Origin of the sequence: Microbulbifer thermotolerans, assembly GCF_001617625.1 — a bacterium.
GTDB lineage: Bacteria > Pseudomonadota > Gammaproteobacteria > Pseudomonadales > Cellvibrionaceae > Microbulbifer > Microbulbifer thermotolerans.
Genome location: NZ_CP014864.1, coordinates 940,730 through 962,466, shown reverse-complemented (window position 1 = coordinate 962,466; position 21,737 = coordinate 940,730). Strand labels below are relative to the sequence as shown.

Sequence of the window (21,737 nt, the reverse complement as noted above, 5' to 3'; positions counted from 1 at the left end):
GGAGCCTGCCCCGCCGGCAATACATTTTGCGCCCATCATACCGCCAGCGGGGGGGTGTCCCTCAGGACTCTTGCAATTATTCTGTAGTTTCGCCGCTGTCATCGGCAAACCAAGGTTCACGCGCTTTCATAATTAACGCTGCCGCGCGCTCCTGGTCCATACCTTCGATGTCCAGCAGATCGTCCACGGCCTGCTCAGCCAAATCGTCCATGGTGGCAATACCGCGGCTAGCCAGCAAGTAGGCCAAGTGGCGATCCATACCCTCCATATTCAACAGGTCTGCCTGGGGTTCGGCGGCATCCAGCTGCTCCTCCGAGGCCAGGGCCTGGGTTAACAGGGCATCTTTGGCACGGGCACGCAGTTCCTCGGCAATTTCCTCGTCGAAACCATCGATGGCGAGCATTTCCTCGATGGGGACGTAGGCCACTTCCTCCAGTGTGGTGAAGCCTTCCTCCACCAATACACCGGCAACATCTTCGTCAATATCCAGGCGATCCATAAAGGTCTGCATAATGTCGCTGGATTCTGCTTCCTGCTTGGCCTGCCACTCTTCAATGCTCATCACATTGATTTGCCAGCGGGTAAGCTCCGACGCCAAACGCACATTCTGGCCGCTGCGGCCGATCGCCATAGCCAGATTTTCCTCGGCTACCGCCACGTCCATGGAGCCCGCATCCTCATCCACAACGATGGACTCGATCTCCGCCGGCGCCATGGCATTGATAACAAACTGGGCCGGGTTTTCGTCCCACAACACAATGTCCACACGCTCGCCGGACAGTTCGTTGGACACCGCCTGCACGCGGGCGCCGCGCATACCGACACAGGCGCCCACAGGATCGATACGGCCATCGTTGGTGGTCACGGCTATCTTGGCGCGCAGCCCCGGATCGCGGGCAGCACCTTTTATTTCGATCACCTGTTCGGCGATCTCCGGCACTTCGATGCGGAACAGCTCGATCAGCATCTCCGGGCAGGAGCGGCTCAGCATCAGCTGCGGGCCCCTCGCTTCCGGCTGGATTTCCTTCAGAATGGCGCGCACCCGGTCACCGAGACGGAAAATTTCACGGCCAACCAGCTGATCGCGCGGCAAGCGCGCTTCGGCATTATTCCCCAAATCGACGGCGATAAAGTCGCGCGTCACCTTTTTTACAGTGCCATTGACCAATTCGCCGACGCGGTCGCGATACTCCTCAACCACTTTGGCGCGTTCGGCCTCGCGCACCTTCTGCACGATCACCTGCTTGGCAGTCTGCGCCGCTATGCGACCGAATTCCACGTTCTCCACTTTTTCGCGGTAGATGTCGCCGGCCTTCAGTTCGGGATCCTTTTCGTGCGCCTCTTCCAATGTAAACTGAGTACCCAGTTCGGCCAGGGTATCGTCATCCACCACTTCCCAGCTGCGGAAGGTCTCATAGTCACCTGTCCTGCGATCGATGATGACCTCGATAGTGGAATCCTCGTCGTAGCGTTTTTTGGTGGCCGTTGCCAGTGCCGCCTCGATGGCCTGGAAAATGACTTCCCGGTCCACGCCCTTCTCGTTGGATACCGCCTCGGCTACCAGCAAGATCTCTTTGTTCATGCAGCTGTGCCTCTAAATCGCCTGCTTCAGGCTCCTAACAGGTTATTTGACAAATCACTTGGTAAATTGGGGGATGACATTTGCCTTCTCGATACTGTCGATCGGCAAAAGGTATTCGTTCTCACTGTCCACGCGCAGCACTACTTCGTCGCCCTCGACACCGACCAGCAAGCCGCGCCATTTGCGCTGGCCATCCAGCGGCAGGCGCAGGCGCACTTCTATCTGGGCGCCAGCAAAGCGCTGGTAGTGCGCCAGTTTATACAGCGGTCTGTCCAGACCCGGGGAAGAGACCTCCAGGATGTACTTGCCGCTGATAGGGTCTTCCACGTCCAGCACCGCGCTCACCTGGCGACTGACTTTCTCACAGTCTTCCACGGTGACACCATCTTCAGAATCGATATAGATGCGCAGCAGAGCATTGCGGCTGTGCGTCTGGTATTCGATACCCCACAATTCACAGCCCAGGGACGCCACCACTGGCGCAAGAAGCTCTTCCAACTGTTCGCGCTTACCCGCCATTCAGTCTCCACACAAATCGGCAGGGACTGCCGATTCGCTCAGCCATCGGCCGCCCCGAAAGGGGTGAAGTGCAAAATGCACTCCACAAAAACAAAAAATGGGCCAGCGGCCCACTTCGAGTCGGTATCTGCCTGTTTCCCGCAGATACGAAAAAGCCCCTGACCGGGGCTTTGACCGCCTGCGGGAGCGAGCCCTGCTCGCGAATGCCTGCCCGGCAGGCTCCCACAGCAAATTTGGTAGCGGGGGCAGGATTTGAACCTACGACCTTCGGGTTATGAGCCCGACGAGCTACCAGGCTGCTCCACCCCGCAACAACTCTGGAAAACGAAGCCTGGTTTTCTTCGTTTTCCTGCGGTGGGTCACCCCAACCGCTTGAGAGGCTGCGCATTCTAGAGGCGACACTCCGGTGAGTCAACCCTCAGTTGGCATTTATTTTTACGCGGTTCCGATTCGGGAACTTCTGACTAATTCTCCCTCAAGATTTAATGTCCCCAGCAAGCGGGTAATTAGGGAACCTCTGATTAATTCGCGTGGACACTATGGTAGCTTCCGGGGCGCTCAGGCAATAGGACGGACATTTCGAAATCGCCGAATACGGGGCCGAGAGCCACAGCGGTTAACTTGTGCATTTTCAAAATGCCGCCCCATTACCGCCCCCCTTACTAACTGCTGGACTGACACCTATCAGGCAGGGTTTCTTTATTAGGCGAAAAGAGAACTGACAGAAGACCCAATGAGCAGTATAGAAGGATGCGGGAAAGCAGCCACCCAACCCCACACCACAACATTGATAAGCATTATCATTTACCTTAGTATCCGCCCAATTCGCAACTTCCCCCAGGAAGGAGCCTCTTTAAATAACCGGGAAACCATTACTCAACCACAGCGTTCACGCGGGTTAATCGGATTTCCCAAACGAGCTCCTCTCCTGCTCAAATGCCAATCCGAGAGTACCGAACATGCGCAGCACAAAACTCACTTTGACGTTGGCCATCACCTTCGCCGCCACAGCGGCCCTGGCAGAAGATAGGCGGATTGAAGAAGAAATCGTCGTCACCGCCAGTCGCACGGAGAAACCGCTATCCAGCATTCCCAACACCGTGACCCTAATTGACGGACAGGAGCTAAAGCAGCAGATGGGGGTCACTAACGACTTATCCACCATTCTCGGCAATTTGATTCCCAGCTTCTCCCCTAGCCGCCAGAAAATGACCAGCTCCGGCGAGAGTCTGCGCGGACGCAAGCCACTGTATTTGATCGACGGCGTACCTCAATCCAACCCACTGCGCAATGGCGGCCGGGACGGCCACACTATAGATCCGCTGATGCTGGAACGGGTGGAAGTCATTCACGGCGCCAATGCCATCCACGGTATGGGTGCATCCGGCGGGATCATCAACCTTGTGACCCGCACTCCCAGCGAAGAATTCCAACAGAGCCTGCGATTCGATTCCTCTCTACAAACTGAGTCAGTAAGCGACACCCTGGGCTATAGCGGCAGCTACAGTATCTCCGGCAAAGTGGACGCCGTAGATGTTTTGGCCAGCGTGAGCTACCGCGATAGCGGTATCAACTACGACGCCAACGGCGAAATTGTCGGCTTCGACAATACCCAAGGCGATACCATGGACAGCGACTCCATCAATGCCTTCATCAAGACCGGCTACAGCTGGGGCGACCAGCGGGTACAACTGACTTTCAACCACTATCTGATAGAGGGAAATAACAACTGGCTGAGCATTGACGGCGATATCGACGCGGGCATCCCGACTACAGCCATAGAGGCGGACGTACCGGGTAAATCACCATCCAACGAAGTCACCACCATTAACTTGCAATACACCGACGAAAACATTTTGGGGCACAAACTGCGTACCCAAATCTTTGTGCAGGATTTCGCCGGCACCTACGGAGGCACGCCGAGCAGCACCTTCCAAGATCCCGCCTATGGGGATTTAGTGTTCGACCAATCCCAGAACAACTCGGAAAAACACGGCCTGAAGCTGACCTTGATCAAAGATGGTATTGCTGGCGCACCGGTGAGTATCGCTTACGGTGTCGACCTTCTGGAAGATGAGACTTGGCAGCAGTTGATCCTGACCGGACGCGCCTGGGTGCCACCCACCCAGTACGAGAGCATTGCCCCCTACGTTCAAGCGGAATTCTCAGGGGGCGACCGCCTTACCATCACTGCCGGTGTGCGCCACGAAATTTCCGAACTCAAAGTAGACGATTTCACCACACTCTACTCATACAACGGTGGTCAATTTGTCAAAGGCGGCAATCCAGAGTTTAGTGAGACACTCGGAAATATCGGCGCCACCTATACCATCAATCACGCCTGGCGCATCTATGCCAACTACTCTGAAGGCTTCTCCATGCCCGACGTCGGACGGGTACTGCGCGGCATCGACCAACCCGACCAGGACGTGGAAAGCTTTTTGGACCTCCAACCCATCCTGACTCAAAACGAAGAATTCGGCATTGAGTTCAATTCGGAAAAATTTGCCGCCCAGCTGGCCTATTACACGTCTGACTCCGACTTCGGACAACGGCTGGCGCTGGGCAGTGACGGTATTTACAGCGTCAAGCGCGAGCAGACCGAAATCGACGGCGTGGAGTTACGTGGGCAATGGTTCGCCACCGACAGCGACATACTTGAAACCCGATACGCATACACCGAAGGTCGTTACGACTCCGATGCCGACGGCAAAGTGGATACCGACCTGGATGGCCGCAATATCGCCCCCAACCGCATCAACCTAAGCTGGGTACGCAATTGGAATGAAGTATTTAGCACTCGCCTGCAGGCCAACTGGTTACTGGACCGCGACTTTGAAAACAAAGCCGGCGAAGTAACTGCGAAGTTCGACGGGTACACCATCATTGACGCAAGCGCGCAACTAGAAGCACTGGGTGGCGAGTTTTCAATGGGTATCCAGAACCTGACAAACGAAGACTACTTCACCTATTACTCCCAGACCGCGGGCAATGATATCCGCAACTTCAAGGGCTTAGGCCGCAACGTGAATCTGTCTTACTCCAAGGTTTTCTGACCCGTGAGACGCGTTTTTTTCATTTTGCACAAATACGCAGGCCTGACCTTGGGCCTGCTGCTTTCAGTTATTGGAATTACCGGCAGTCTACTGGTATTCGATCACGCGCTGGATGAAAAACTCGCACCGGAAACCGTCACCTTCAAACCCTCACAACATCCGGCCAGCTACACGGAGATACTCGCCGCAGCGCAGGCGGCAGTCCCCGGCAACCCGGAGCCCACCCGCCTGATGACACCGCGTCAACCCGGCAGTCCATTTGTAGTCCGCTTCCCAAAACCCGAGGGTGCCCCCGGCCCTATTGAAGTCAGCGTTTCTCCCACCGATGCGGAAGTGTTGGCAGTGCGCGGCTGGGGCGAGTACCCCATGACCTGGATATACCGCCTGCACTACACGCTGCTAGCCGGCGACACTGGCAAAAAAATTGTCGGTTTTATGGGAATTGCACTAATACTTTTCTGCATCAGCGGCCTGGCGATCTGGTGGCCGCGCCCAAGCAGAAACGGAAAGCGCTGGAAACGCGCCTTTACCATCAAACGCGATGGCAACCGCTTCCGCTTTTATTTCGATATCCACAAAGTATTTGGAATCTACCTACTACCAGTGTTACTCGTGGTCGCCTTTTCGGGAGTTACCATTGTATTTCCCCTGCAGGTGGAAAAACTGGTGGGCTGGGTAATGCCACTGGAGCCGCGTGGCGTCTGGGGCCAATCGGAAAGTACCGGAGCTCCGCCACTAGACCCGGACAGTGCCGTCGCCATAGGTCGAAAGATTTTTCCACAAGGTGAGTTAAAACGCATCTACCTCCCCCTCGATGCCAGTGATAGCTATGGGCTAACCTTCAGGCAAGATGGCGAACCCTGGACCACTCACGGCACCAGCTTTATACGTATCGACCAGTACAGTGGCAATATTCTCATGGTATATGATTTCAACGAACTACCCGCCGGAAACCAGTTTCTCGCCTGGCAGTTTCCGCTGCACAATGGCGATGCCCTGGGGTTGTTCGGGCGCTGGCTAGTGCTGATCGCTGGTCTGTCGCCAGCACTACTATTCACTACCGGCATCTATCTATGGTGGAAAAAGCGGCGGCCAACCAAACTGACTAAGCGCTCCGTTATTGCTTTATTCACATCGAGCTGACCCCGACACAAACAGCGATATAACTTGCACCTGCACACATCACACCCGCTTTTTCCTCCACCCACCTCTTTCGCGGAGAGCGCTACTCTCACGTTTCAAACCTGATCGTTACTTAACAGGGGGCCAAAGATTCAATACACCTTCTCTTTGCCCAGGAAGGGTAAGGGGGTACGACCGCACCCACCTCAAAGACACTGAACGGGTTCTCCCGCGCAACCGATTTACTGCGTTGATAACCGCCTGAAAGACAGTAATTGCAGAGCCTTGAGGGAGATCAATGTTTAAACTATAGGCGGCATGGTCAAGTAAAAGCGGACATCCCGTTAAGCTAGGTCCCGTTTACACAAATTGTTATATAGTTTGCGTAATGGAATTCACAAAGCAACAATTCAAAATAATTGAATACTTACTGCCAATCCCTCTTGGCAGCGTGAAAAATATCTAAGCTGCGGCTCTTAAATGCCATTCTCTACGTGGCTGAGCATGGCTGTAATTGGCGCGCCCAGCCTAAATGGTTCAGTCGCCGACATAGTATCTAAATGCAAGCGAATCGATGAACCAAGCAGGGTGTATTGGATCGGGTATTTCTTGCGATTCAAGAAAATGACGTGATTAATATTCAGGTTGATCATGTTTCCCCCAAATCCACGGCTATAAAAGTACATCCAGGCGGCACAGACACATTAAAAAAACGGCCATCAATATATCGGCAAATCACGAGGAGGATGACCATCAAAATTCATATGGTTGCAGCAATCCACAATAGGCCGTAGCGTTTTCTCTTTCTCCAGGGCAAGCGCGCGATGCTCCAGAAGGGAGAATACTATGGCTGGGAAGGAATCAAAGTGATCATGGATATGGCCTATGAAGGAGATAAAACTCGACAGTTGGTATTTGCCCCTGGAATGGAATCCCTCGCCCCCAAAAGTGATCCCCTGAGCATCTGGGAATATGATCGTGAAATATACAAAAAAATGAAGTGGAGAGGCTATTCCGTCGACTGAAAGGATTCAGAAGAATTTTCTCTCGTTTTGGCAAATTAGGGAACCTCTGATTAATTCACTTCCTGACGGTAAAAATTATTTGGAGCTAGATGAGAAGCTCAGGTGATAGGATGGCCATTTCGAAACCGACAGATACAGGGAGGTATCCGTCGGAGCTACAGGGAAGTACTCGTGCGTTTTCGAAATGGCCATCCTATTGCCTGAGCGCCACGGAACTAACCAAAGCGTTCACGCGAATTAATCAGAGGTTCCTTAGATGTCTTTTCAAGTTATTTATCCATTTTACTTGGATAGTAGATACGCTGATTAGTGTAAACAATCTCTAGGGTCGCTATTACAAATTCAATAGAGCCTTAAAAACTTCCCAGCACAGGCTACCCCCACTTCTCCATCTCCCGTTTATCGCTTTCCCTGGCCGCCACCCAGCGGTCTCCGGTTTCGCTGGACTCCTGTTTCCAAAACGGCGCCTCTGTCTTGAGACGGTCCATAATGTACTGGCAGGCGGCAAAGGCCGCCTGGCGGTGGGGACTGGTCACGCCGACGAAGACAATATCGTCCTGCAGGGCGAGGGGGCCGACGCGGTGGAGCAGGCGCACCCGCCCCAGCGGCCAGTGTGCCCGCGCATCGGCGGTGATGTCCTGCAAACTTTTTTCTGTCATGCCCGGATAGTGTTCGAGCTTCAGCCCGCGGACGGCCGCCCCGGCGTTGAAGTCCCGTACGGAGCCGACAAACATTACGCAGGCGCCGTCTCCGCGGTTTTCCCGGCGCAGTGCCGCAAACTCCTCAGCTACGGAGAAGGCGCCTTTGCGCACTTCGATAAAATCCATCGGCTTACCCTCCGGTTACCGGAGGGAAGAAAGCCACCTCATCACCATCGGCAATTCGAGTGGATGCCAAAGCCATTTCCCGGTTGACCGCGGCCTGAAGGTCCGCAGCTTGCAGTGGCGCCTGCCAGTCGGGAAACTGTTCGCCGAGATATGTGCGCAATTCGGACACACTGCCGGAATAATTTTCCAGCTTGTACTCGGCCGTTCCCAACTGTTCGCGCAGACTTGCAAAAAACAGAATCTTAATCATGCCGCTCACCTCCGGGGCGCCAATGCCCCCGCTTACCGCCATTTTTTTCCAGCAGGCGCGTGGGGCCGATTTCCATCGCCGGGTCCACCGCCTTACACATATCGTAAATTGTCAGTGCCGCTACCGCCGCGGCGGTCAGAGATTCCATTTCCACGCCGGTGCGTCCGGCCAGGCGGCAGTAGCTGCGCACGCGCACGCAGTGGGCCTCCGGCTGCAGTTCAAACTCAATTTCCACCTTGGTCAGCGCCAGGGGATGACACAGGGGGATCAAATCGGCGGTTTTCTTTGCCGCCTGAATACCGGCAATACGCGCTACTGCCAGTGCATCGCCTTTTTTGTTGTTTCCCTCTGAGAGCAGGGCAAAGGCCTCGGCACTCATATGCACCGCGCTCTCGGCGCGGGCACTGCGTTCGGTCACGGCTTTGTCGGTGACATCCACCATGTTGGCTTCACCGCGCGCATTTAAATGAGTTAAACGTTGCACGGCTTCACCCCCTAGAGGCGCAGGGCATTTGTGCAGGGCGAATATGCGGCACAAAATTGCATGGGCGGTGACGCGCATCCAACTGTTCGAGCAGTATGCCCTCCCAAGCAGTGCGGCAGGCGCCTGTGGAACCGGGCATACAACAGATCAATGTGTGATTAGCCAGGCCCGCGACGGCCCGCGACTGCACGGTTGAGCTGCCGATGTCTGTGAAGGAAATGTGTCGGAACAGTTCACCAAACCCCTCCACGGTTTTATCGAACAGCGGCACCAGTGCCTCTGGCGTGGAATCGCGTTCGGTGAACCCGGTGCCGCCGGTAACCAGTATCACCTGCACCTCCGTATCGGAAATCCACTGCGATACCGTCGCGCGCATCCGGTAGATGTCATCCGGAACCAGGCACCTGTGTACCAGCCTGTGCCCGGCGGCCTGCAGGGCATCGACCAGATATTGGCCCGAGGTATCAGTGTTCTCGGTGCGGGTATCGGAGACCGTCAATACCGCAATATTGAGCGGCTCAAAGTTTTCTGCAGCGTGTCCAGCCATCTATTCTTCCGCCTGTTGAGTCTTGTGAATCGGTTTTAAAGAATGTTCCGCGCGCGGATGGTGCTCAAATGGCCCCGCGCTTGGGCCCCGTATTCCGGCTGAACATGCGCCGCGTACTCAGCCGGCGTATTGATATTGGCAAAACACTGCGCAGTGCCGGGTATTGCCAGTCGCTGCGCGCCGCATTGCCGCAGCAGTGCGCCGATGGAATTCGGTCCGCGTTTGCGCACCGCGGCATCCAGGAACTCACGCACTCCGGTATCCAATGGCAACCACAGCGGAAAATAAAAATCGCCGAAATAACTGGCTCGGCCACTGCGTTGCCCCGCCGCCAGCAGCTGCGCCAGTAGTTCGCCATGCAGCAGCGGCATATCCACGGGGATTACCAGCAATGCCCCGCTGTCCACGGCGCACGCGGTGCCGTAGAGGCCGCCCACGGGCCCCATGCCGGGTACCGGATCGGGAATACCGCCAGGGCGGTTGCCACTGATTAATACCTGCGCCAGCGGAAGCCCGCGCAGCAGCGCAACGGCGCGCTGTAGAAAGTGCTCACCGCCCGGCAGTGGCAGCCCGGCCTTGTCCCGCCCCATTCGACGCGACCGTCCGCCGGCCAGCACAACACCGCAACAATCCAACACCCGCGACACCGTCAACCTCCCAGCATCGCCAGATTGCGGGTCGCGCCAGTGAAGCCTCGGTCCAATTGATGACCGGCGCTCTTGCCGCACACTGCGCTGCGAATCAGCGCCGCCAAATCCCGGTGGTCGCCACTGGCAATCGCGCTGCGCAAATCTATCCCCGCCTCGGCAAACAGACACAGATGCAGGGCGCCCTGCGCCGACATGCGCAGGCGATTGCAGCCCGCACAAAAATCCCGACTATAAGGCATGATTAAACCGATGCGGCCAATATAGTCCGGGTGTGTATACTCTTTTGCCGGCCCGGCGTCGCGCCCCCGCGGCAACAGCTCCCAGCCGGTGTGCAACAGCCATTTTTCAATATCGCGCCCGGCCACATGGTTACTGGCAAAAAAGTCGCGGTTGTCTCCGGTGCGCATCAGTTCAATAAAACGCAAGCTGACGGGCGTTACCTTCACCCAGTCGAGAAACTGCTCAAATCCAGCCAGATTGTGCTCGCGCAACAATACCGAGTTGACCTTGGTTGACACCCCCAGCTCCAATGCGCGATCTATGCCGCGCAGGACATTCGCCAGCTTGTCGTGTCCGGTAATCGCCCTGAAGCGCTGCGGGTCCAGACTGTCGACGCTGACGTTGAGCTGGTCCAGACCCGCGCGCTGCCAGGCATCGATTTGTGAGGCCAGGCGGTAACCGTTAGTGGTGATGGCAACACGGCGGATACCATCCACATTTACCGCGGTTTCAATCAACTGCACCAAGTCTTTGCGCAGCGAGGGTTCGCCGCCGGTGAAACGCACTTTCTCGGTACCCAGGGAGGCAAAGGCGCGAACAACGGTGTTCACTTCAGCGACACTGAGCGGCTTCTCCCGCGCAATCGATTCACCGCACTGGTAGCCATCCGGCAGACAGTAATTGCAGCGGAAATTGCAGATATCGGTCACGGACAGGCGCAAGTAATAGAATCTGCGCCCATAGTTGTCTTTTAACATTAAACGCCTTTCCAAAGCCGGGAGGCAGGCCGGTTTCCCGGACGGCCCTGGTGTTGGAAAAATTTTCCAGCCACGGTTCCCGTTCCATACGCACAGCGCTTAGGTTGAGGGAACTCGGTGTTTAAACTGCGGGCAGTGTAACAGCGGAGCGGAAGATTGCCCGGGGGCAAAAGTGGTACTCCTTACGGCGTACCGCGCCCGTCCCACGGATCAAAAATCCGCGACCAGCTGTAGCCACAATTTGTCGGTATCGCTGCCGTAGTCCTCGGCACGGTAAGAGGCAAATTTCACCAGTGCCGACAAATTTTTGCTCAGTGCGCGCTCATAGCTGAGATCCCACTCACTCCCCCAATCACCAGATCCCTCCGCCGCACTAAAGCGGTGATAGGTTATCCCCAGCCGTCCGCCGGCCAATCCTGCGTTCGCGCCCAGATAAGCATCTTCCACCCCCTCGGCCGGCGTTGTGAGGAATTGGTCGGCGAACCCCTGGAATTTGTGCAGGGTTGCCAGCGGCGTGGCAAAGCCCACACCGTTGTCGCTGCCCAAAATCTCGTAACCCAGCTTGGCATTCACTGGCCCCAGCGCTGTAGACAGTTCCGCCAGGTAATAAGTCGCGCTGTAGTCGAGGCTGCTCTCGCCGCTTTCGCTCTGGCGGGCATAACTCAGGCGCGTTCCCAGTATCCCGACATCTGCGATATAGGTGAAACCGAGTGTTCGGCTGGAATTGTTTGTCGCCTGGTCCAAGTCAACATCCAGAAAAAAAAGATGCAGTTTTTGCTTCTCCGCAAAGGGATAAGTGGCATTGAAAAGATGAATGTCGCCATCCCAGCTTCCCTGATCGCTATCCTCACCAAAAATGCGATGAACTCTGTAGACGTAGCTGTAATCGATTTGCAGAGATTCTGAATTGCCGTAGCGAAAGCGGTATCCGTCAAACGTCTGCTCGTTCTGACGCCAGCCGACCCCACCTACAAAACGCTGATCGCCCAGGTTAATACGTTGACGACCAGCGGTAATGTCGTAGTTGTCGCGCGCGTAGCGAAGATAAGCCCGATTTACTTCGGTTCCCTCAGGATCAGCCACCAGTGGATATTCTGAGTTGCCATTAGTGGTGGAGTTATAACTGTCACTGCCAACGGCGGAGACATCGTCCATTTCAACGCCGATGACAAGGCCCCGATAGATTCCGCTTGTCCAGCTGAGACGGCTTCTCAAGGTCGATGCATTGGCCTGATCATCAAATCCCGCCTGATCGACACTTTCCAATCGGTAGCGCAGACTCAACCCCAGCTGGCCATTTTGCAGCGCATCGATCAGTGTCTGCGCTTCCCGGTCGGCGGCGAGCGGTTGCATTGCAGCAGTCAAAGTGGCGCAAAACAATAGCGCGCGGTTAGTATTGGTAGCGTTACCGGGGAGCATATTTTCTTCCTCTGGGACAGTATTTAGAAATCTCTGTTGAATGCACTTTCTGAGGGAAAGTTTTTTCAAGCGCCGACCGGAAACTCAAGTGATAAATTGCCTGAGTGCTCCAGGAGCAATTACAGCGTTCGCGTTACTCTTTAGAGGGGGCGCAACCTTTGCCCGAAAGTTACACCACGCACCATTTTCCGGGTACTGGCCAGATGGCGTACCACCTGCGCCCTGCCCGATTATTATCCGCGCCGAAGAGAGCAAATACCGAAAGATCAATACCTAAAAATCTACCTATAAAAACCTCATTACCTGTACCCACTAAGATCCGCTACTCCTATGGAATTATGCGGAACCACAGAGCCCCAGCGTCAGCAGCCAATGCTCAACGTAATTGAGCGCCCTGAAGCCTCAAAAGCGCTTGTGCAATTTCATCAGAGACCACTTAACCGCCCGGGGTAGATCCGATTTTCTGCACGCTTCCCCGCCCTCCCATTACCACTTTTACCAACTTTTCCAGTAACGGGGCCCGCTTATGATGGACTGCCGAGTGATTGGCAAAAACTACTGTGTTAAGAGGAGCTGTCATGCGTTCACAAAGCGGCCTCAACCTTTTCAATTGGCGCGACCCGAAAATTAAAACACTACATATCACTTGGGTTGCTTTTTTTCTAAGCTTCGTCGTCTGGTTCAGCCACGCACCGTTACTGGTATTTATCCAGGAGGCATTCGACCTCAGCAGCCAACAAGTCAAAGCGCTGCTGATTCTCAATGTGGCGCTGACGATACCCGCGCGCATTATCGTGGGCATGATGGTGGATAAATTCGGCCCCCGCTCTGTCTACAGCGCCCTGCTGATGATTTCCTCGGTAATCTGTATCGGCTTTGCCACCGCCGATAGCTATGTATCGCTGGCACTGTTCCGTTTTTTACTGGGCTTTGTCGGTGCCGGATTTGTTATCGGCATCCGCATGGTGGGCGAGTGGTTCCCAGCCAAGCAAGTGGGCCTGGCCGAGGGAATCTACGGCGGCTGGGGCAACTTTGGCTCCGCTGCAGGCGCAATGACCCTGCCGGGTATCGCACTGCTGATCGGTGGTGAAAACGGCTGGCGCTACGCCCTGGGCCTCACTGGTGTCATCGCCGGTCTATACGGCTTCCTCTACTACCGTGTCGCGCGCAATACCCCCGAGGGCGCCACCTATTTCAAACCGAAAAAAACGGGCGGGCTCGAAGTCACCAGCAGAAAGGATCTGTACCTTTATCTGTTGATGAATATTCCCATGTATTTGGCATTGGCATCTCTGGGCTACAAACTGTCACCGGCCGGCGTGCAGCTGTTGACCTGGCAGACCACCTATGTGCTTTGGGGATTACTGGTGCTGCTGTTTGCAGTGCAGTCCCGCCAGATCTGGCTGGTCAACCGGGAACACCTGCGGGCCGGTGTTCCGGAACTGGAAAAATATGAGTTCAAGCAGGTCGCCATCCTCGATCTGGCCTATTTCGTTACCTTTGGCTCTGAGCTGGCGGTAGTATCCATGCTTCCTCTGTTTTTCCTGGAAACCTTCGATGGGCTGAATGCGGTACAGGCTGGTTTGCTGGCTTCCGGCTTCGCTTTTATGAACCTGGTATCGCGTCCCACAGGCGGTCATTTCAGTGACAAAATGGGCCGCCGCAACAGTTTGATGTTCCTCGTCGGCGGCCTGGCCGTAGGTTATTTGGTACTGAGCCAAATCGACAGTGACTGGTGGATACCGGCGGCGGTGATCGCCACTATGGCCTGTTCCTTCTTCGTGCAGGCCGGTGAGGGCGCCGTTTTCGCCGTGGTGCCGCTGGTCAAGCGACGTATGACCGGGCAGATTGCAGGCATGGCCGGAGCCTACGGCAATGTGGGTGCCGTGGCCTATCTGACCGCGCTGTCGTACGTCGATTACAGTACTTTCTTCTTGATAATTGCGGGCTCCGCCGCGCTGGTATTCTTTATCTGCGCCTTTATGGATGAGCCCAAAGGCCGAATCGCGGAAAGATTGCCCGACGGGACAGTGCATCTGATCAGCGTGGAATAAGCGGCAGCTAGCGCGCTAGCCGGGCAATACGCTGATTCAGGAATCTCTGCCTTTTATATGGGAGCTACAGTGGACTTCGGCGCGCTCACCATAGTGTGCGCATTTCGAAAACGCACGAGTACATCCCTGTAGCTCCTGTCCATTTATCCGACAGTTTCGAAATACCCATCCCATCACCTGAACGTCTCATCCGGCCTCAAAGTATCTTTATCGTCAGCTTGGACTTTGTCAGAGATTTCCTGATCCCTGTCAGCATCGCTGCCTTGAACCCTCTGGTAATGATCTGGATCAAGCACCATACAGCAGCTAGCGTTAGATTATGGAGGTACTGGCCACCCGATATGCCCCGACGGGTTCAGGGTGCCCGGGCAATGACGCAGGCTTTGCGCATTATCGCAAGGGGCACCGCGATAATGCGCCCGTTATAAGGATGAAACCGTGAAAAATATTCTCGTCATTCTCGACAAACCCAAACACGAACAAATCGCACTGCAGCGGGCCTTAGCGCTGGCCAAGGCAACGGGCGCGCGCCTGCATCTGATCAGCTTCGTCTACGAACCACAGCTGACGATGGCCGGTATGTATGAGGCAATGGATGAGTTAATGCACACGATGCTGGGCGAGCGCAAACGCTGGCTCGCAGAACTGCGGGAGAAATACCAGCTTCCAGAGGACACCGAGACACAAGCAGTTTGGCACTACAACATCGCCTCCTGGATCCTGGAGATCTTAGAGCGAGAATTCTACGATCTGCTGATCAAAACCGCGCAGAAACAATACGGCCACGGCGGCTTTGGCTCTATCGACTGGCAGCTGATCGAACACGCGCCAATACCTTTGTGGCTCGCCGTCTCCACGCCGTGGATCAAGCGGGACCGCCTGCTGGCGGCCCTGGACCCGATGATGAACACCCCTCTGCACAGAGAACTCAACCAACGGGTGCTGACCACCGGCGATCATTTGGCTCGACTGTTAGGGGCGGAACTAGAGCCAGTGGCCTGCCTGCCAGGCGCCGGTGTCCTCGAGGAACTGGGGCTGGCCACGGGCCGAAACACCTCCGCGGAAGCGCGGCGCGCGGCGCAGGAACATCTGCAGGCAATCATCGCCAATAGCGGCGCGACTTGCGGTGAGCTGCACCTTGTGTCCGGGAAGCCGTCGCGAGAGGTCAACCGGATCGCAGACCGTCTCAAGGCGCGTCTGATGCTGGTAGGGCGCGGGGTGCGCAAGGGCGCCGCCGGTTTCCTGCTCGGCAATACCGCCGAACGCATTCTCGCCAAATCCAATACCGATGTAATGGTTGTGCCCTAAACCGGCACTCAACCGCCAGTGCAATAGATGTCCCTCATCTATTGCATTGGCGCCGGACATTACCAGCGCAGAAGGGGTAGTAAGTAAACTCCGGATTTATCCGGACCCTCGCGGTCTCCCCCGCCAAACAGGGCCATCCCCCCAGCACACAATCCCCCGGTGGGGGTAGACGGCTGCATTTCTGAGGGTATCCAGCACTGTCCATGGCACCTTCCCAATGCTTGTTCAGGCACAAAAACCACTATATGTTGTGAAAATATAAATCATCAACACCACATATAGACACGCAAGCTCAATCCGGCGCTCCTCCCGAGTGCCGACAGACGGTTTAGCCAGGAGTCCCAATGCCCGCGTTTTCCCCCTCCGATCTACCGGCAGCAACCCACTATGCCAGTGAGGCCAGCCATCTGCTCGTACACAAACGCGACGGCCGCACAGTGCGTTTTGACCGCGCGCGGATCGCCAGCGCCATTTTGCGCGCGGGACGAGCCACCGGTGCCTTCGGTGCCTCAGAGGCGGACCGGCTCACCGATCAGGCCGTCCAAGTGATCACACACCGTCACGACGGCAGTGCGCCGGTGGATATCGAAGAGATCCAAAATATCGTCGAACAGGTCCTGATTAGCAGCAACTATCTGGACACCGCGCGCGGCTATATTGCCTACCGCAGCCGCCACCAACAGATGCGCGAAGACCGCCAAACGCTGGTGGACGTCACCACCTCCATCGACGAATATCTGCAGCGGGAAGACTGGCGGGTGGCCGCCAACGCCAACCAGGGCTATTCCCTCGGCGGACTGATCCTGAACAGCGCCGGCAAGATGATTGCCAACTACTGGCTCAACCACGTTTACACACCGGAAATCGGCGCGGTGCACCGCGAAGGTGATCTGCATATCCACGACCTCGACATGCTGTCCGGCTATTGCGCCGGCTGGTCGCTGCGCACGCTGCTGCAGGAAGGGTTGAACGGAATACCGGGCAAGGTCGAATCGGCACCGCCAGTACATCTGTCCAGTGCTATCGGCCAGATAGTGAATTTTCTCGGCACCCTGCAAAACGAGTGGGCGGGCGCACAGGCGTTCAGCTCTTTCGACACCTATCTGGCACCGTTTATACGCAAAGATGGACTCAGCTACCGCGAAGTGCGCCAGTGTATGCAGGAGCTGATTTTCAATCTCAACGTACCCTCCCGCTGGGGCACCCAGACGCCCTTTACCAACCTGACCTTTGACTGGGTATGCCCGGAGGATCTGCGCCAACAGGTACCCGTTATTGGCGGGCGCGAAATGCCATTTACCTACGGCGATTTACAGGAGGAAATGGACCTGATCAACCGCGCCTATATCGAAGTGATGACCGAGGGTGACGCACGCGGCCGCGTCTTTACCTTTCCGATCCCCACCTACAATATCTCAGCGGATTTTCCCTGGCACAGTGAAAACGCGCAGCGGCTATTTGCCATGACCGCCCGCTACGGGCTGCCCTACTTCCAAAATTTTATCAATTCCGATCTGAGCCCCAATATGATCCGCTCCATGTGCTGCCGCCTGCAGCTGGATCTGCGAGAGTTGCTCAAACGCGGCAACGGCCTGTTCGGTTCCGCCGAACAGACTGGTTCCCTGGGTGTGGTAACCATTAACTGCGCGCGTCTGGGTTATCTGCACCGGGGCGACGAATCCGCTTTGCTAGCCGCTCTCGACCGGCTGCTGGAGCTGGCCCGCGACTCCCTGGAAACCAAGCGTAAAGTCATTCAGCGGCATATGGACGCGGGCCTTTTCCCCTACAGCAAACGTTACCTGGGCACCCTGCGCAATCACTTCTCCACCATTGGGGTCAACGGTATCAACGAAATGCTGCGCAACTTCAGCGGCGACCGCGAAAGTATCGTCACCGCACAAGGCCGGGCAATGGCGGAGCGACTCTTGGATCACATCCGCGCACGCATGACGGAATTTCAGGAAGAAACCGGGCACCTGTACAACCTGGAGGCGACACCAGCCGAGGGCACGACCTACCGTTTCGCCCGCGAAGACCGCAAACGCTTTCCCGATATTCTCCAGGCCGGCAGCAGCGATGCCCCCTACTACACCAATTCCTCACAGCTGCCGGTCGGTTATACCGATGATCCCTTCGAAGCATTGGCACTACAGGAGTCTCTGCAGGCGCGCTATACCGGCGGCACAGTACTGCACCTGTATTTGGGTGAACAGCTGCCGGACGCCGACAGCTGCCGCAAGCTGGTACAACGGGCGCTGGAAAACTACCGACTGCCCTATATCACCGTAACACCCACTTTCTCCATTTGTCCGCGGCACGGCTACCTGAGCGGCGAACACGAATTCTGTCCCCGTTGCGACGAAGAACTGCTCGCGCAAAAGCGCTGTTGTACCACCCACTGAAAACACTCAAAGGAGCCTTTTATGAACGAGCCAATCACCGTTTTGCGAGATGACGAGCGCACCCGCTGTGAAGTCTGGAGCCGCGTAATGGGATACCACCGCCCCGTCTCTTTCTGGAACCCCGGCAAGCAATCGGAACACCGTGAGCGGCGCTACTTTGTCGCCATCGACAGTAACGACAAAGTGCCGACCGGGAGGACGGAGGCAGCGGCACAGTGAAGGAGCAACTGCGTGTCGGCGGCTTCACCCCCTTTACCGCCATCGACTATCCGGGGGCACTGTCGGCGGTGGTATTTTGCCAGGGATGTCCCTGGCGCTGCCGCTACTGCCACAACAGTGGATTACTGCCGCCCCGCGCACCCACGCCCTACGCGTGGGAGCAATTACTCGAATTCCTCGGCCGCCGCCGGGGAATACTCGACGCGGTGGTCTTTTCCGGTGGAGAGCCGACCGCGCAGGCAGCGCTGGACAGCGCCGTCAACGATGTGCGGGCCCTCGGATTCAAAGTGGGCCTGCACACCGCGGGCATGTATCCGCGCCGGTTGCGCCAACTGCTGCCCAGGCTGGACTGGGTGGGATTGGATATTAAAGCACTGCCGCAAAACTACCCGGCGATCACCGGCGTCGCCGCAAGCGGCGACACCTCCTGGGAGAGTGCCCGGCTACTTGCCGCGGCCCAGGTGCCGTTGCAGGTGCGGCTCACCCGTCATCCGCGGCTGACCAGTGAGGAAGAATTAAATGAAATCAGAAAAAAACTGCTGACACTCGGCATTAATGAATTGGTAGTGCAGCGCTGCAATACACAGTACTGTCTGGACAGCAGACTGTAACCCGTGTTTATCCGGTGCAAACACTCACGGATCTGTCTCCGGGAAAAAACGCTCGAGTGATGGAGTAAAAAAACCTCTGATAAACTCACACGGGAGCTGTAGTGAATTTTCGGCCCTCTCACCCGCGGCTGCGGGCAATCAGTTCGAGTCCCGGCTGAGCCCGCCAGTAGCCGTCTACCCCTTTCTCCAGGTCTTCCCGGCAGGGCTCGCCGCGGCGGGCGCCGTCGAATGCCGACACCACCCGCGCCATGTCTTGCCACTGCGGAGAAAGGCGCAGGATATCCACCCCGAGTTCCTCCATTTCAGCATAGTGATGCAACAAATTGACCGGTTCGGCGGACATTGTCTGAATGCCGTTAATTAGAAACAGCGCTTGCTCTTCCTGCGAAGCCAGGGGCAGACCAGCGGGAAACTCAATGCAGCGGTATCCACAACTGTCCTTGTCAAGTCCGAGGTGGCGCGCGGTAAAGCAGCGGGCTGAATACGCGAGCGGCATATGGCCGTAGGCGAATACCTCCACTTCGGGTTTTCTGTCACAGGCAGCCAGCACTTCTCCTAATTGGCGTGCGCTCATTTCCACCGGCACAGTCCAGCGCACCATACCCAGTGACATCATCTGCGCCAGCGCGTGCTGATTGTAAATGTTGATCGCGGGGCCACAGACAAAAGTCAGACCCGCCTCCGACAACAGCTGCACCGCCGACATATCGTTGGCCTCCACCAGCAGCTGGCCGTTATCGCAGATTTTACGCACCCAGTTGAGGTCGGCATTGGACTCCAGCAGTGTCAGCGTAGACAGCACTATCTGCTTATCCGACAGCGCCGCCAACTCCCGGGCCAATTGCAGCCAATCCGCCGCGCGCAACTGATGGCGCTTCCCGCATACCACCTCCCCCAGATAAATAATATCCAGCGGTGTGGTCAGCATTTGCGCATAAAACTGCTGGATATCCCCCCGCGGCCAATAATACTGCACCGGTCCCAAAGCGAGCTGCATAACGCCTCCTTTACTGCCAAGGGCGATCGTACGCGCCCAGTGTGGTTTGCTTGCCCTCGGAGTTTTTTGCCAGAGTCGCGCGCCAGCGCTCCTCGATGGAGAAATCCCCACCGCGCCGCAATACTTCGTCTATCGCATCTCGCCAGGTGCGCACCACCTGCGCCACATATGCGGGACTGCGCTGCCTGCCCTCCAGCTTGATCGCGCGGATACCGGCGGCCCGCAGTTCCGGCAACAGCGCCATACTGTTCAAGCTCGTCGGTTCTTCCAGTGCGTGGTGGCGCCTGCCCTCCACGATAAAACGCCCTTTGCACAGCGTGGGATAACCGGCGTTTTCCCCCTCGGCGAAACGATCGATCAACACCCCGTTCAGCCTCGTTTCCAACCCCTGCGCACCGTCTCTCCACTCCACAGCCTGGGCCGGCGAGCAGACGCCGTTCAAATTGGGCGACTCCCCGGTGACATAGGAACTCAAGTGACAACGCCCCTCGGCCATAATGCATAGACTGCCAAAACCGAATACCTCCAGCTCCACTTGAGTTCCAGCCGCCAGCTGCTGCACTTGCTTCAGAGACAGCACCCTGGGAAGCACCGCGCGGCGGATGTGGAACTGGCGGCGATAAAATTCCAGCGCGGAGACACTGGTTGCCGACGCCTGTACCGAAAGGTGTAAAGGTATAGCGGGATACTTTTCCGCCGCGTAGCCCATAAGGCCGATATCCGCCAGAATTACCGCATCGGCATTGAGGCCGGCAGCCCGGTCAACTGCCGCTTGCCAGCGTGAAAAACTGCGCGGTTGAGCATAGGTATTGATGGCGACGAACAATTTTCGTCCCCGGCTGCGTATACGCTCGAGCGCCCGCAACGCATTTTTGTCATTGAAATTCAAACCGCTGAAATTGCGCGCGTTGGTTTCATCATTGAAACCGATATAAACGGCATCCGCGCCGTTATCCACAGCAGCCTCCAGTGCTGGCAGGCTACCGGCAGGGCAAACGAGTTCCATAACAATGTCATTTCAGTTTTGAGGATGGATAAAAAGCAGCAGCGCCGCTGACGGGCTTACCCCGGGAAATTCAGGCTTGAGAGAGAGACGCCAGCTTGTCCGCCATAACCGTCAAGCATCGCTGCAGCCACCCCGGGATACGGCTTCGGTCCAGTGCATCCAAGCGGTTCTTCACCGTCAAACCGATTTCCGTCTGCCCGCGGATCATCAACCGGCGATGAAAAAATAGGGTATCCGGATCTTCCCGCCCGGCGGCAATCGCCAGAAAGTCACCCGCTGTCGCGGCAATGGTGGAATCGGCCTCGGCCGCCGCAGAAGCGCGGACAAATCGCCCTCCCCGCTTGCCGATACGGAAATGCACCTTTAAATCTGTCACTGCAATTTCCAACACGCGACCGTCCAGAAAATCAAACAACCCCTCATCCAGTTCTTCTGAAAGCTGCCGGTTGAGGAGTTTCACCAGCGCAACCTCTCCCGGCCATCGCGGGAACAACGGCAGAAATTTGCGGCCAATTCTGTAGCCACCATGTGCGATAAGGTTACCGACAGCTGGCATATTCGGACTCCATACCCGCATCGATGTGTATTGAGGATTCTCTGATTAAGTCGCTTGGCGACAGTAATGAGACCTTTTCCCAAAGATCACTACCGCCCCATGTACTTTAATCAGCGGCTCCTTAAG

17 protein-coding genes, 1 tRNA gene, 2 pseudogenes and 1 riboswitch are annotated in these 21,737 nt (G+C 56.4%); of the genes and pseudogenes, 7 read left to right on the top strand and 13 right to left on the bottom strand.

Annotation, left to right across the window (positions count from 1 at the left end; translation table 11 throughout):
* Positions 1-76: 76 nt before the first annotated feature.
* The 3 genes from nusA to A3224_RS04035 form a co-directional block, all read right to left on the bottom strand.
* The gene (gene nusA, locus A3224_RS04045) at positions 77-1,582 is read right to left on the bottom strand and encodes a transcription termination factor NusA (protein ID WP_067151838.1); all 1,506 of its coding nucleotides are present in this window, start codon (positions 1,580-1,582) and stop codon (positions 77-79) included.
* Positions 1,583-1,636: 54 nt separating this feature from the next.
* Complete coding sequence (gene rimP, locus A3224_RS04040; protein WP_067151837.1) at positions 1,637-2,101, bottom strand: ribosome maturation factor RimP; 465 nt, start codon at positions 2,099-2,101, stop codon at positions 1,637-1,639.
* A gap of 234 nt (positions 2,102-2,335) precedes the next feature.
* A tRNA-Met gene (locus A3224_RS04035) sits at positions 2,336-2,412 on the bottom strand.
* A 648-nt stretch (positions 2,413-3,060) separates the two neighbouring features.
* Between A3224_RS04035 and A3224_RS04030 the strand changes: the two genes are divergently transcribed.
* The 3 genes and pseudogenes from A3224_RS04030 to A3224_RS16760 all read left to right on the top strand — a co-directional run bounded on the left by A3224_RS04030 (position 3,061) and on the right by A3224_RS16760 (position 7,354).
* The gene (locus tag A3224_RS04030; protein ID WP_067151835.1) at positions 3,061-5,157 is read left to right on the top strand and encodes a TonB-dependent receptor; all 2,097 of its coding nucleotides are present in this window, start codon (positions 3,061-3,063) and stop codon (positions 5,155-5,157) included.
* Between the two features lie 3 nt (positions 5,158-5,160).
* Positions 5,161-6,300, top strand: a complete 1,140-nt coding sequence (locus A3224_RS04025; protein WP_067151833.1) for a PepSY-associated TM helix domain-containing protein — start codon at positions 5,161-5,163, stop codon at positions 6,298-6,300.
* Positions 6,301-6,667: 367 nt separating this feature from the next.
* Positions 6,668-7,354 (top strand): annotated as a pseudogene (locus tag A3224_RS16760) (IS5 family transposase).
* A 324-nt stretch (positions 7,355-7,678) separates the two neighbouring features.
* On the opposite strand, the gene moaE reads toward A3224_RS16760, so the two are convergent.
* The 7 genes from moaE to A3224_RS03985 form a co-directional block, all read right to left on the bottom strand.
* The gene (gene moaE / locus A3224_RS04015; protein ID WP_067151830.1) at positions 7,679-8,131 is read right to left on the bottom strand and encodes a molybdopterin synthase catalytic subunit MoaE; all 453 of its coding nucleotides are present in this window, start codon (positions 8,129-8,131) and stop codon (positions 7,679-7,681) included.
* A gap of 4 nt (positions 8,132-8,135) precedes the next feature.
* The gene (moaD, locus tag A3224_RS04010; protein WP_067151827.1) at positions 8,136-8,381 is read right to left on the bottom strand and encodes a molybdopterin converting factor subunit 1; all 246 of its coding nucleotides are present in this window, start codon (positions 8,379-8,381) and stop codon (positions 8,136-8,138) included.
* The gene (gene moaC, locus A3224_RS04005; protein ID WP_074903614.1) at positions 8,374-8,865 is read right to left on the bottom strand and encodes a cyclic pyranopterin monophosphate synthase MoaC; all 492 of its coding nucleotides are present in this window, start codon (positions 8,863-8,865) and stop codon (positions 8,374-8,376) included. Before moaC ends, moaD begins: the two co-directional genes overlap by 8 nt.
* A gap of 4 nt (positions 8,866-8,869) precedes the next feature.
* On the bottom strand, positions 8,870-9,412 hold the full coding sequence (gene moaB, locus A3224_RS04000; protein ID WP_067151820.1) for a molybdenum cofactor biosynthesis protein B: 543 nt from the start codon (positions 9,410-9,412) through the stop codon (positions 8,870-8,872).
* A 35-nt stretch (positions 9,413-9,447) separates the two neighbouring features.
* Positions 9,448-10,002 (bottom strand): molybdenum cofactor guanylyltransferase, encoded by a 555-nt coding sequence (gene mobA, locus A3224_RS03995; RefSeq protein WP_067151818.1) that lies wholly within the window; start codon positions 10,000-10,002, stop codon positions 9,448-9,450.
* 59 nt (positions 10,003-10,061) lie between these two features.
* A complete protein-coding gene (gene moaA, locus A3224_RS03990) occupies positions 10,062-11,039 on the bottom strand; it encodes a GTP 3',8-cyclase MoaA (protein ID WP_067151815.1) in 978 nt (325 codons plus the stop codon).
* Positions 11,028-11,171: riboswitch (molybdenum cofactor riboswitch) on the bottom strand. It overlaps the preceding gene by 12 nt.
* A 78-nt stretch (positions 11,172-11,249) precedes the next feature.
* Positions 11,250-12,458: an alginate export family protein gene (locus tag A3224_RS03985; protein WP_067151812.1), complete on the bottom strand. Its 1,209-nt coding sequence runs from the start codon at positions 12,456-12,458 to the stop codon at positions 11,250-11,252.
* A 578-nt stretch (positions 12,459-13,036) separates the two neighbouring features.
* Here A3224_RS03985 and A3224_RS03980 point away from each other — a divergent pair.
* The 4 genes and pseudogenes from A3224_RS03980 to A3224_RS03960 all read left to right on the top strand — a co-directional run bounded on the left by A3224_RS03980 (position 13,037) and on the right by A3224_RS03960 (position 19,052).
* Positions 13,037-14,512 carry a NarK family nitrate/nitrite MFS transporter gene (locus A3224_RS03980; RefSeq protein ID WP_067151809.1) on the top strand — a complete coding sequence of 492 codons (1,476 nt, stop codon included), beginning with the start codon at positions 13,037-13,039 and terminating at the stop codon, positions 14,510-14,512.
* Between the two features lie 438 nt (positions 14,513-14,950).
* Positions 14,951-15,820 carry a universal stress protein gene (locus A3224_RS03975; RefSeq protein ID WP_067151806.1) on the top strand — a complete coding sequence of 290 codons (870 nt, stop codon included), beginning with the start codon at positions 14,951-14,953 and terminating at the stop codon, positions 15,818-15,820.
* 344 nt (positions 15,821-16,164) lie between these two features.
* Positions 16,165-18,441, top strand: a pseudogene (locus A3224_RS03970) (ribonucleoside triphosphate reductase).
* Positions 18,438-19,052, top strand: a complete 615-nt coding sequence (locus A3224_RS03960; protein WP_067151797.1) for an anaerobic ribonucleoside-triphosphate reductase activating protein — start codon at positions 18,438-18,440, stop codon at positions 19,050-19,052. Before A3224_RS03970 ends, A3224_RS03960 begins: the two are co-directional and overlap by 4 nt.
* A 118-nt stretch (positions 19,053-19,170) precedes the next feature.
* On the opposite strand, the gene A3224_RS03955 is transcribed toward A3224_RS03960, so the two are convergent.
* From A3224_RS03955 to ubiT, 3 genes are all read right to left on the bottom strand, one after another.
* The gene (locus A3224_RS03955; protein WP_067151794.1) at positions 19,171-20,049 is read right to left on the bottom strand and encodes a U32 family peptidase; all 879 of its coding nucleotides are present in this window, start codon (positions 20,047-20,049) and stop codon (positions 19,171-19,173) included.
* A gap of 10 nt (positions 20,050-20,059) precedes the next feature.
* Positions 20,060-21,055, bottom strand: a complete 996-nt coding sequence (gene ubiU, locus A3224_RS03950) for a ubiquinone anaerobic biosynthesis protein UbiU (RefSeq protein ID WP_067151791.1) — start codon at positions 21,053-21,055, stop codon at positions 20,060-20,062.
* A gap of 70 nt (positions 21,056-21,125) precedes the next feature.
* Entirely contained in the window at positions 21,126-21,515 is a 390-nt protein-coding gene (gene ubiT, locus A3224_RS03945) for a ubiquinone anaerobic biosynthesis accessory factor UbiT (protein WP_197463044.1), read from the bottom strand.
* Between the last annotated feature and the right edge of the window lie 222 nt (positions 21,516-21,737).

What these genes read in the sequence shown, in the direction of transcription:
- nusA (WP_067151838.1), bottom strand. Translation starts at nt 1,582, where the DNA reads ATGAACAAAGAGATCTTGCTGGTAGCCGAGGCGGTATCCAACGAGAAG.
- rimP (WP_067151837.1), bottom strand. Translation starts at nt 2,101, where the DNA reads ATGGCGGGTAAGCGCGAACAGTTGGAAGAGCTTCTTGCGCCAGTGGTG.
- A3224_RS04030 (WP_067151835.1), top strand. Translation starts at nt 3,061, where the DNA reads ATGCGCAGCACAAAACTCACTTTGACGTTGGCCATCACCTTCGCCGCC.
- moaE (WP_067151830.1), bottom strand. Translation starts at nt 8,131, where the DNA reads ATGGATTTTATCGAAGTGCGCAAAGGCGCCTTCTCCGTAGCTGAGGAG.
- moaD (WP_067151827.1), bottom strand. Translation starts at nt 8,381, where the DNA reads ATGATTAAGATTCTGTTTTTTGCAAGTCTGCGCGAACAGTTGGGAACG.
- moaB (WP_067151820.1), bottom strand. Translation starts at nt 9,412, where the DNA reads ATGGCTGGACACGCTGCAGAAAACTTTGAGCCGCTCAATATTGCGGTA.
- mobA (WP_067151818.1), bottom strand. Translation starts at nt 10,002, where the DNA reads ATGGGGCGGGACAAGGCCGGGCTGCCACTGCCGGGCGGTGAGCACTTT.
- moaA (WP_067151815.1), bottom strand. Translation starts at nt 11,039, where the DNA reads ATGTTAAAAGACAACTATGGGCGCAGATTCTATTACTTGCGCCTGTCC.
- A3224_RS03985 (WP_067151812.1), bottom strand. Translation starts at nt 12,458, where the DNA reads ATGCTCCCCGGTAACGCTACCAATACTAACCGCGCGCTATTGTTTTGC.
- A3224_RS03980 (WP_067151809.1), top strand. Translation starts at nt 13,037, where the DNA reads ATGCGTTCACAAAGCGGCCTCAACCTTTTCAATTGGCGCGACCCGAAA.
- A3224_RS03955 (WP_067151794.1), bottom strand. Translation starts at nt 20,049, where the DNA reads ATGCAGCTCGCTTTGGGACCGGTGCAGTATTATTGGCCGCGGGGGGAT.
- ubiU (WP_067151791.1), bottom strand. Translation starts at nt 21,055, where the DNA reads ATGGAACTCGTTTGCCCTGCCGGTAGCCTGCCAGCACTGGAGGCTGCT.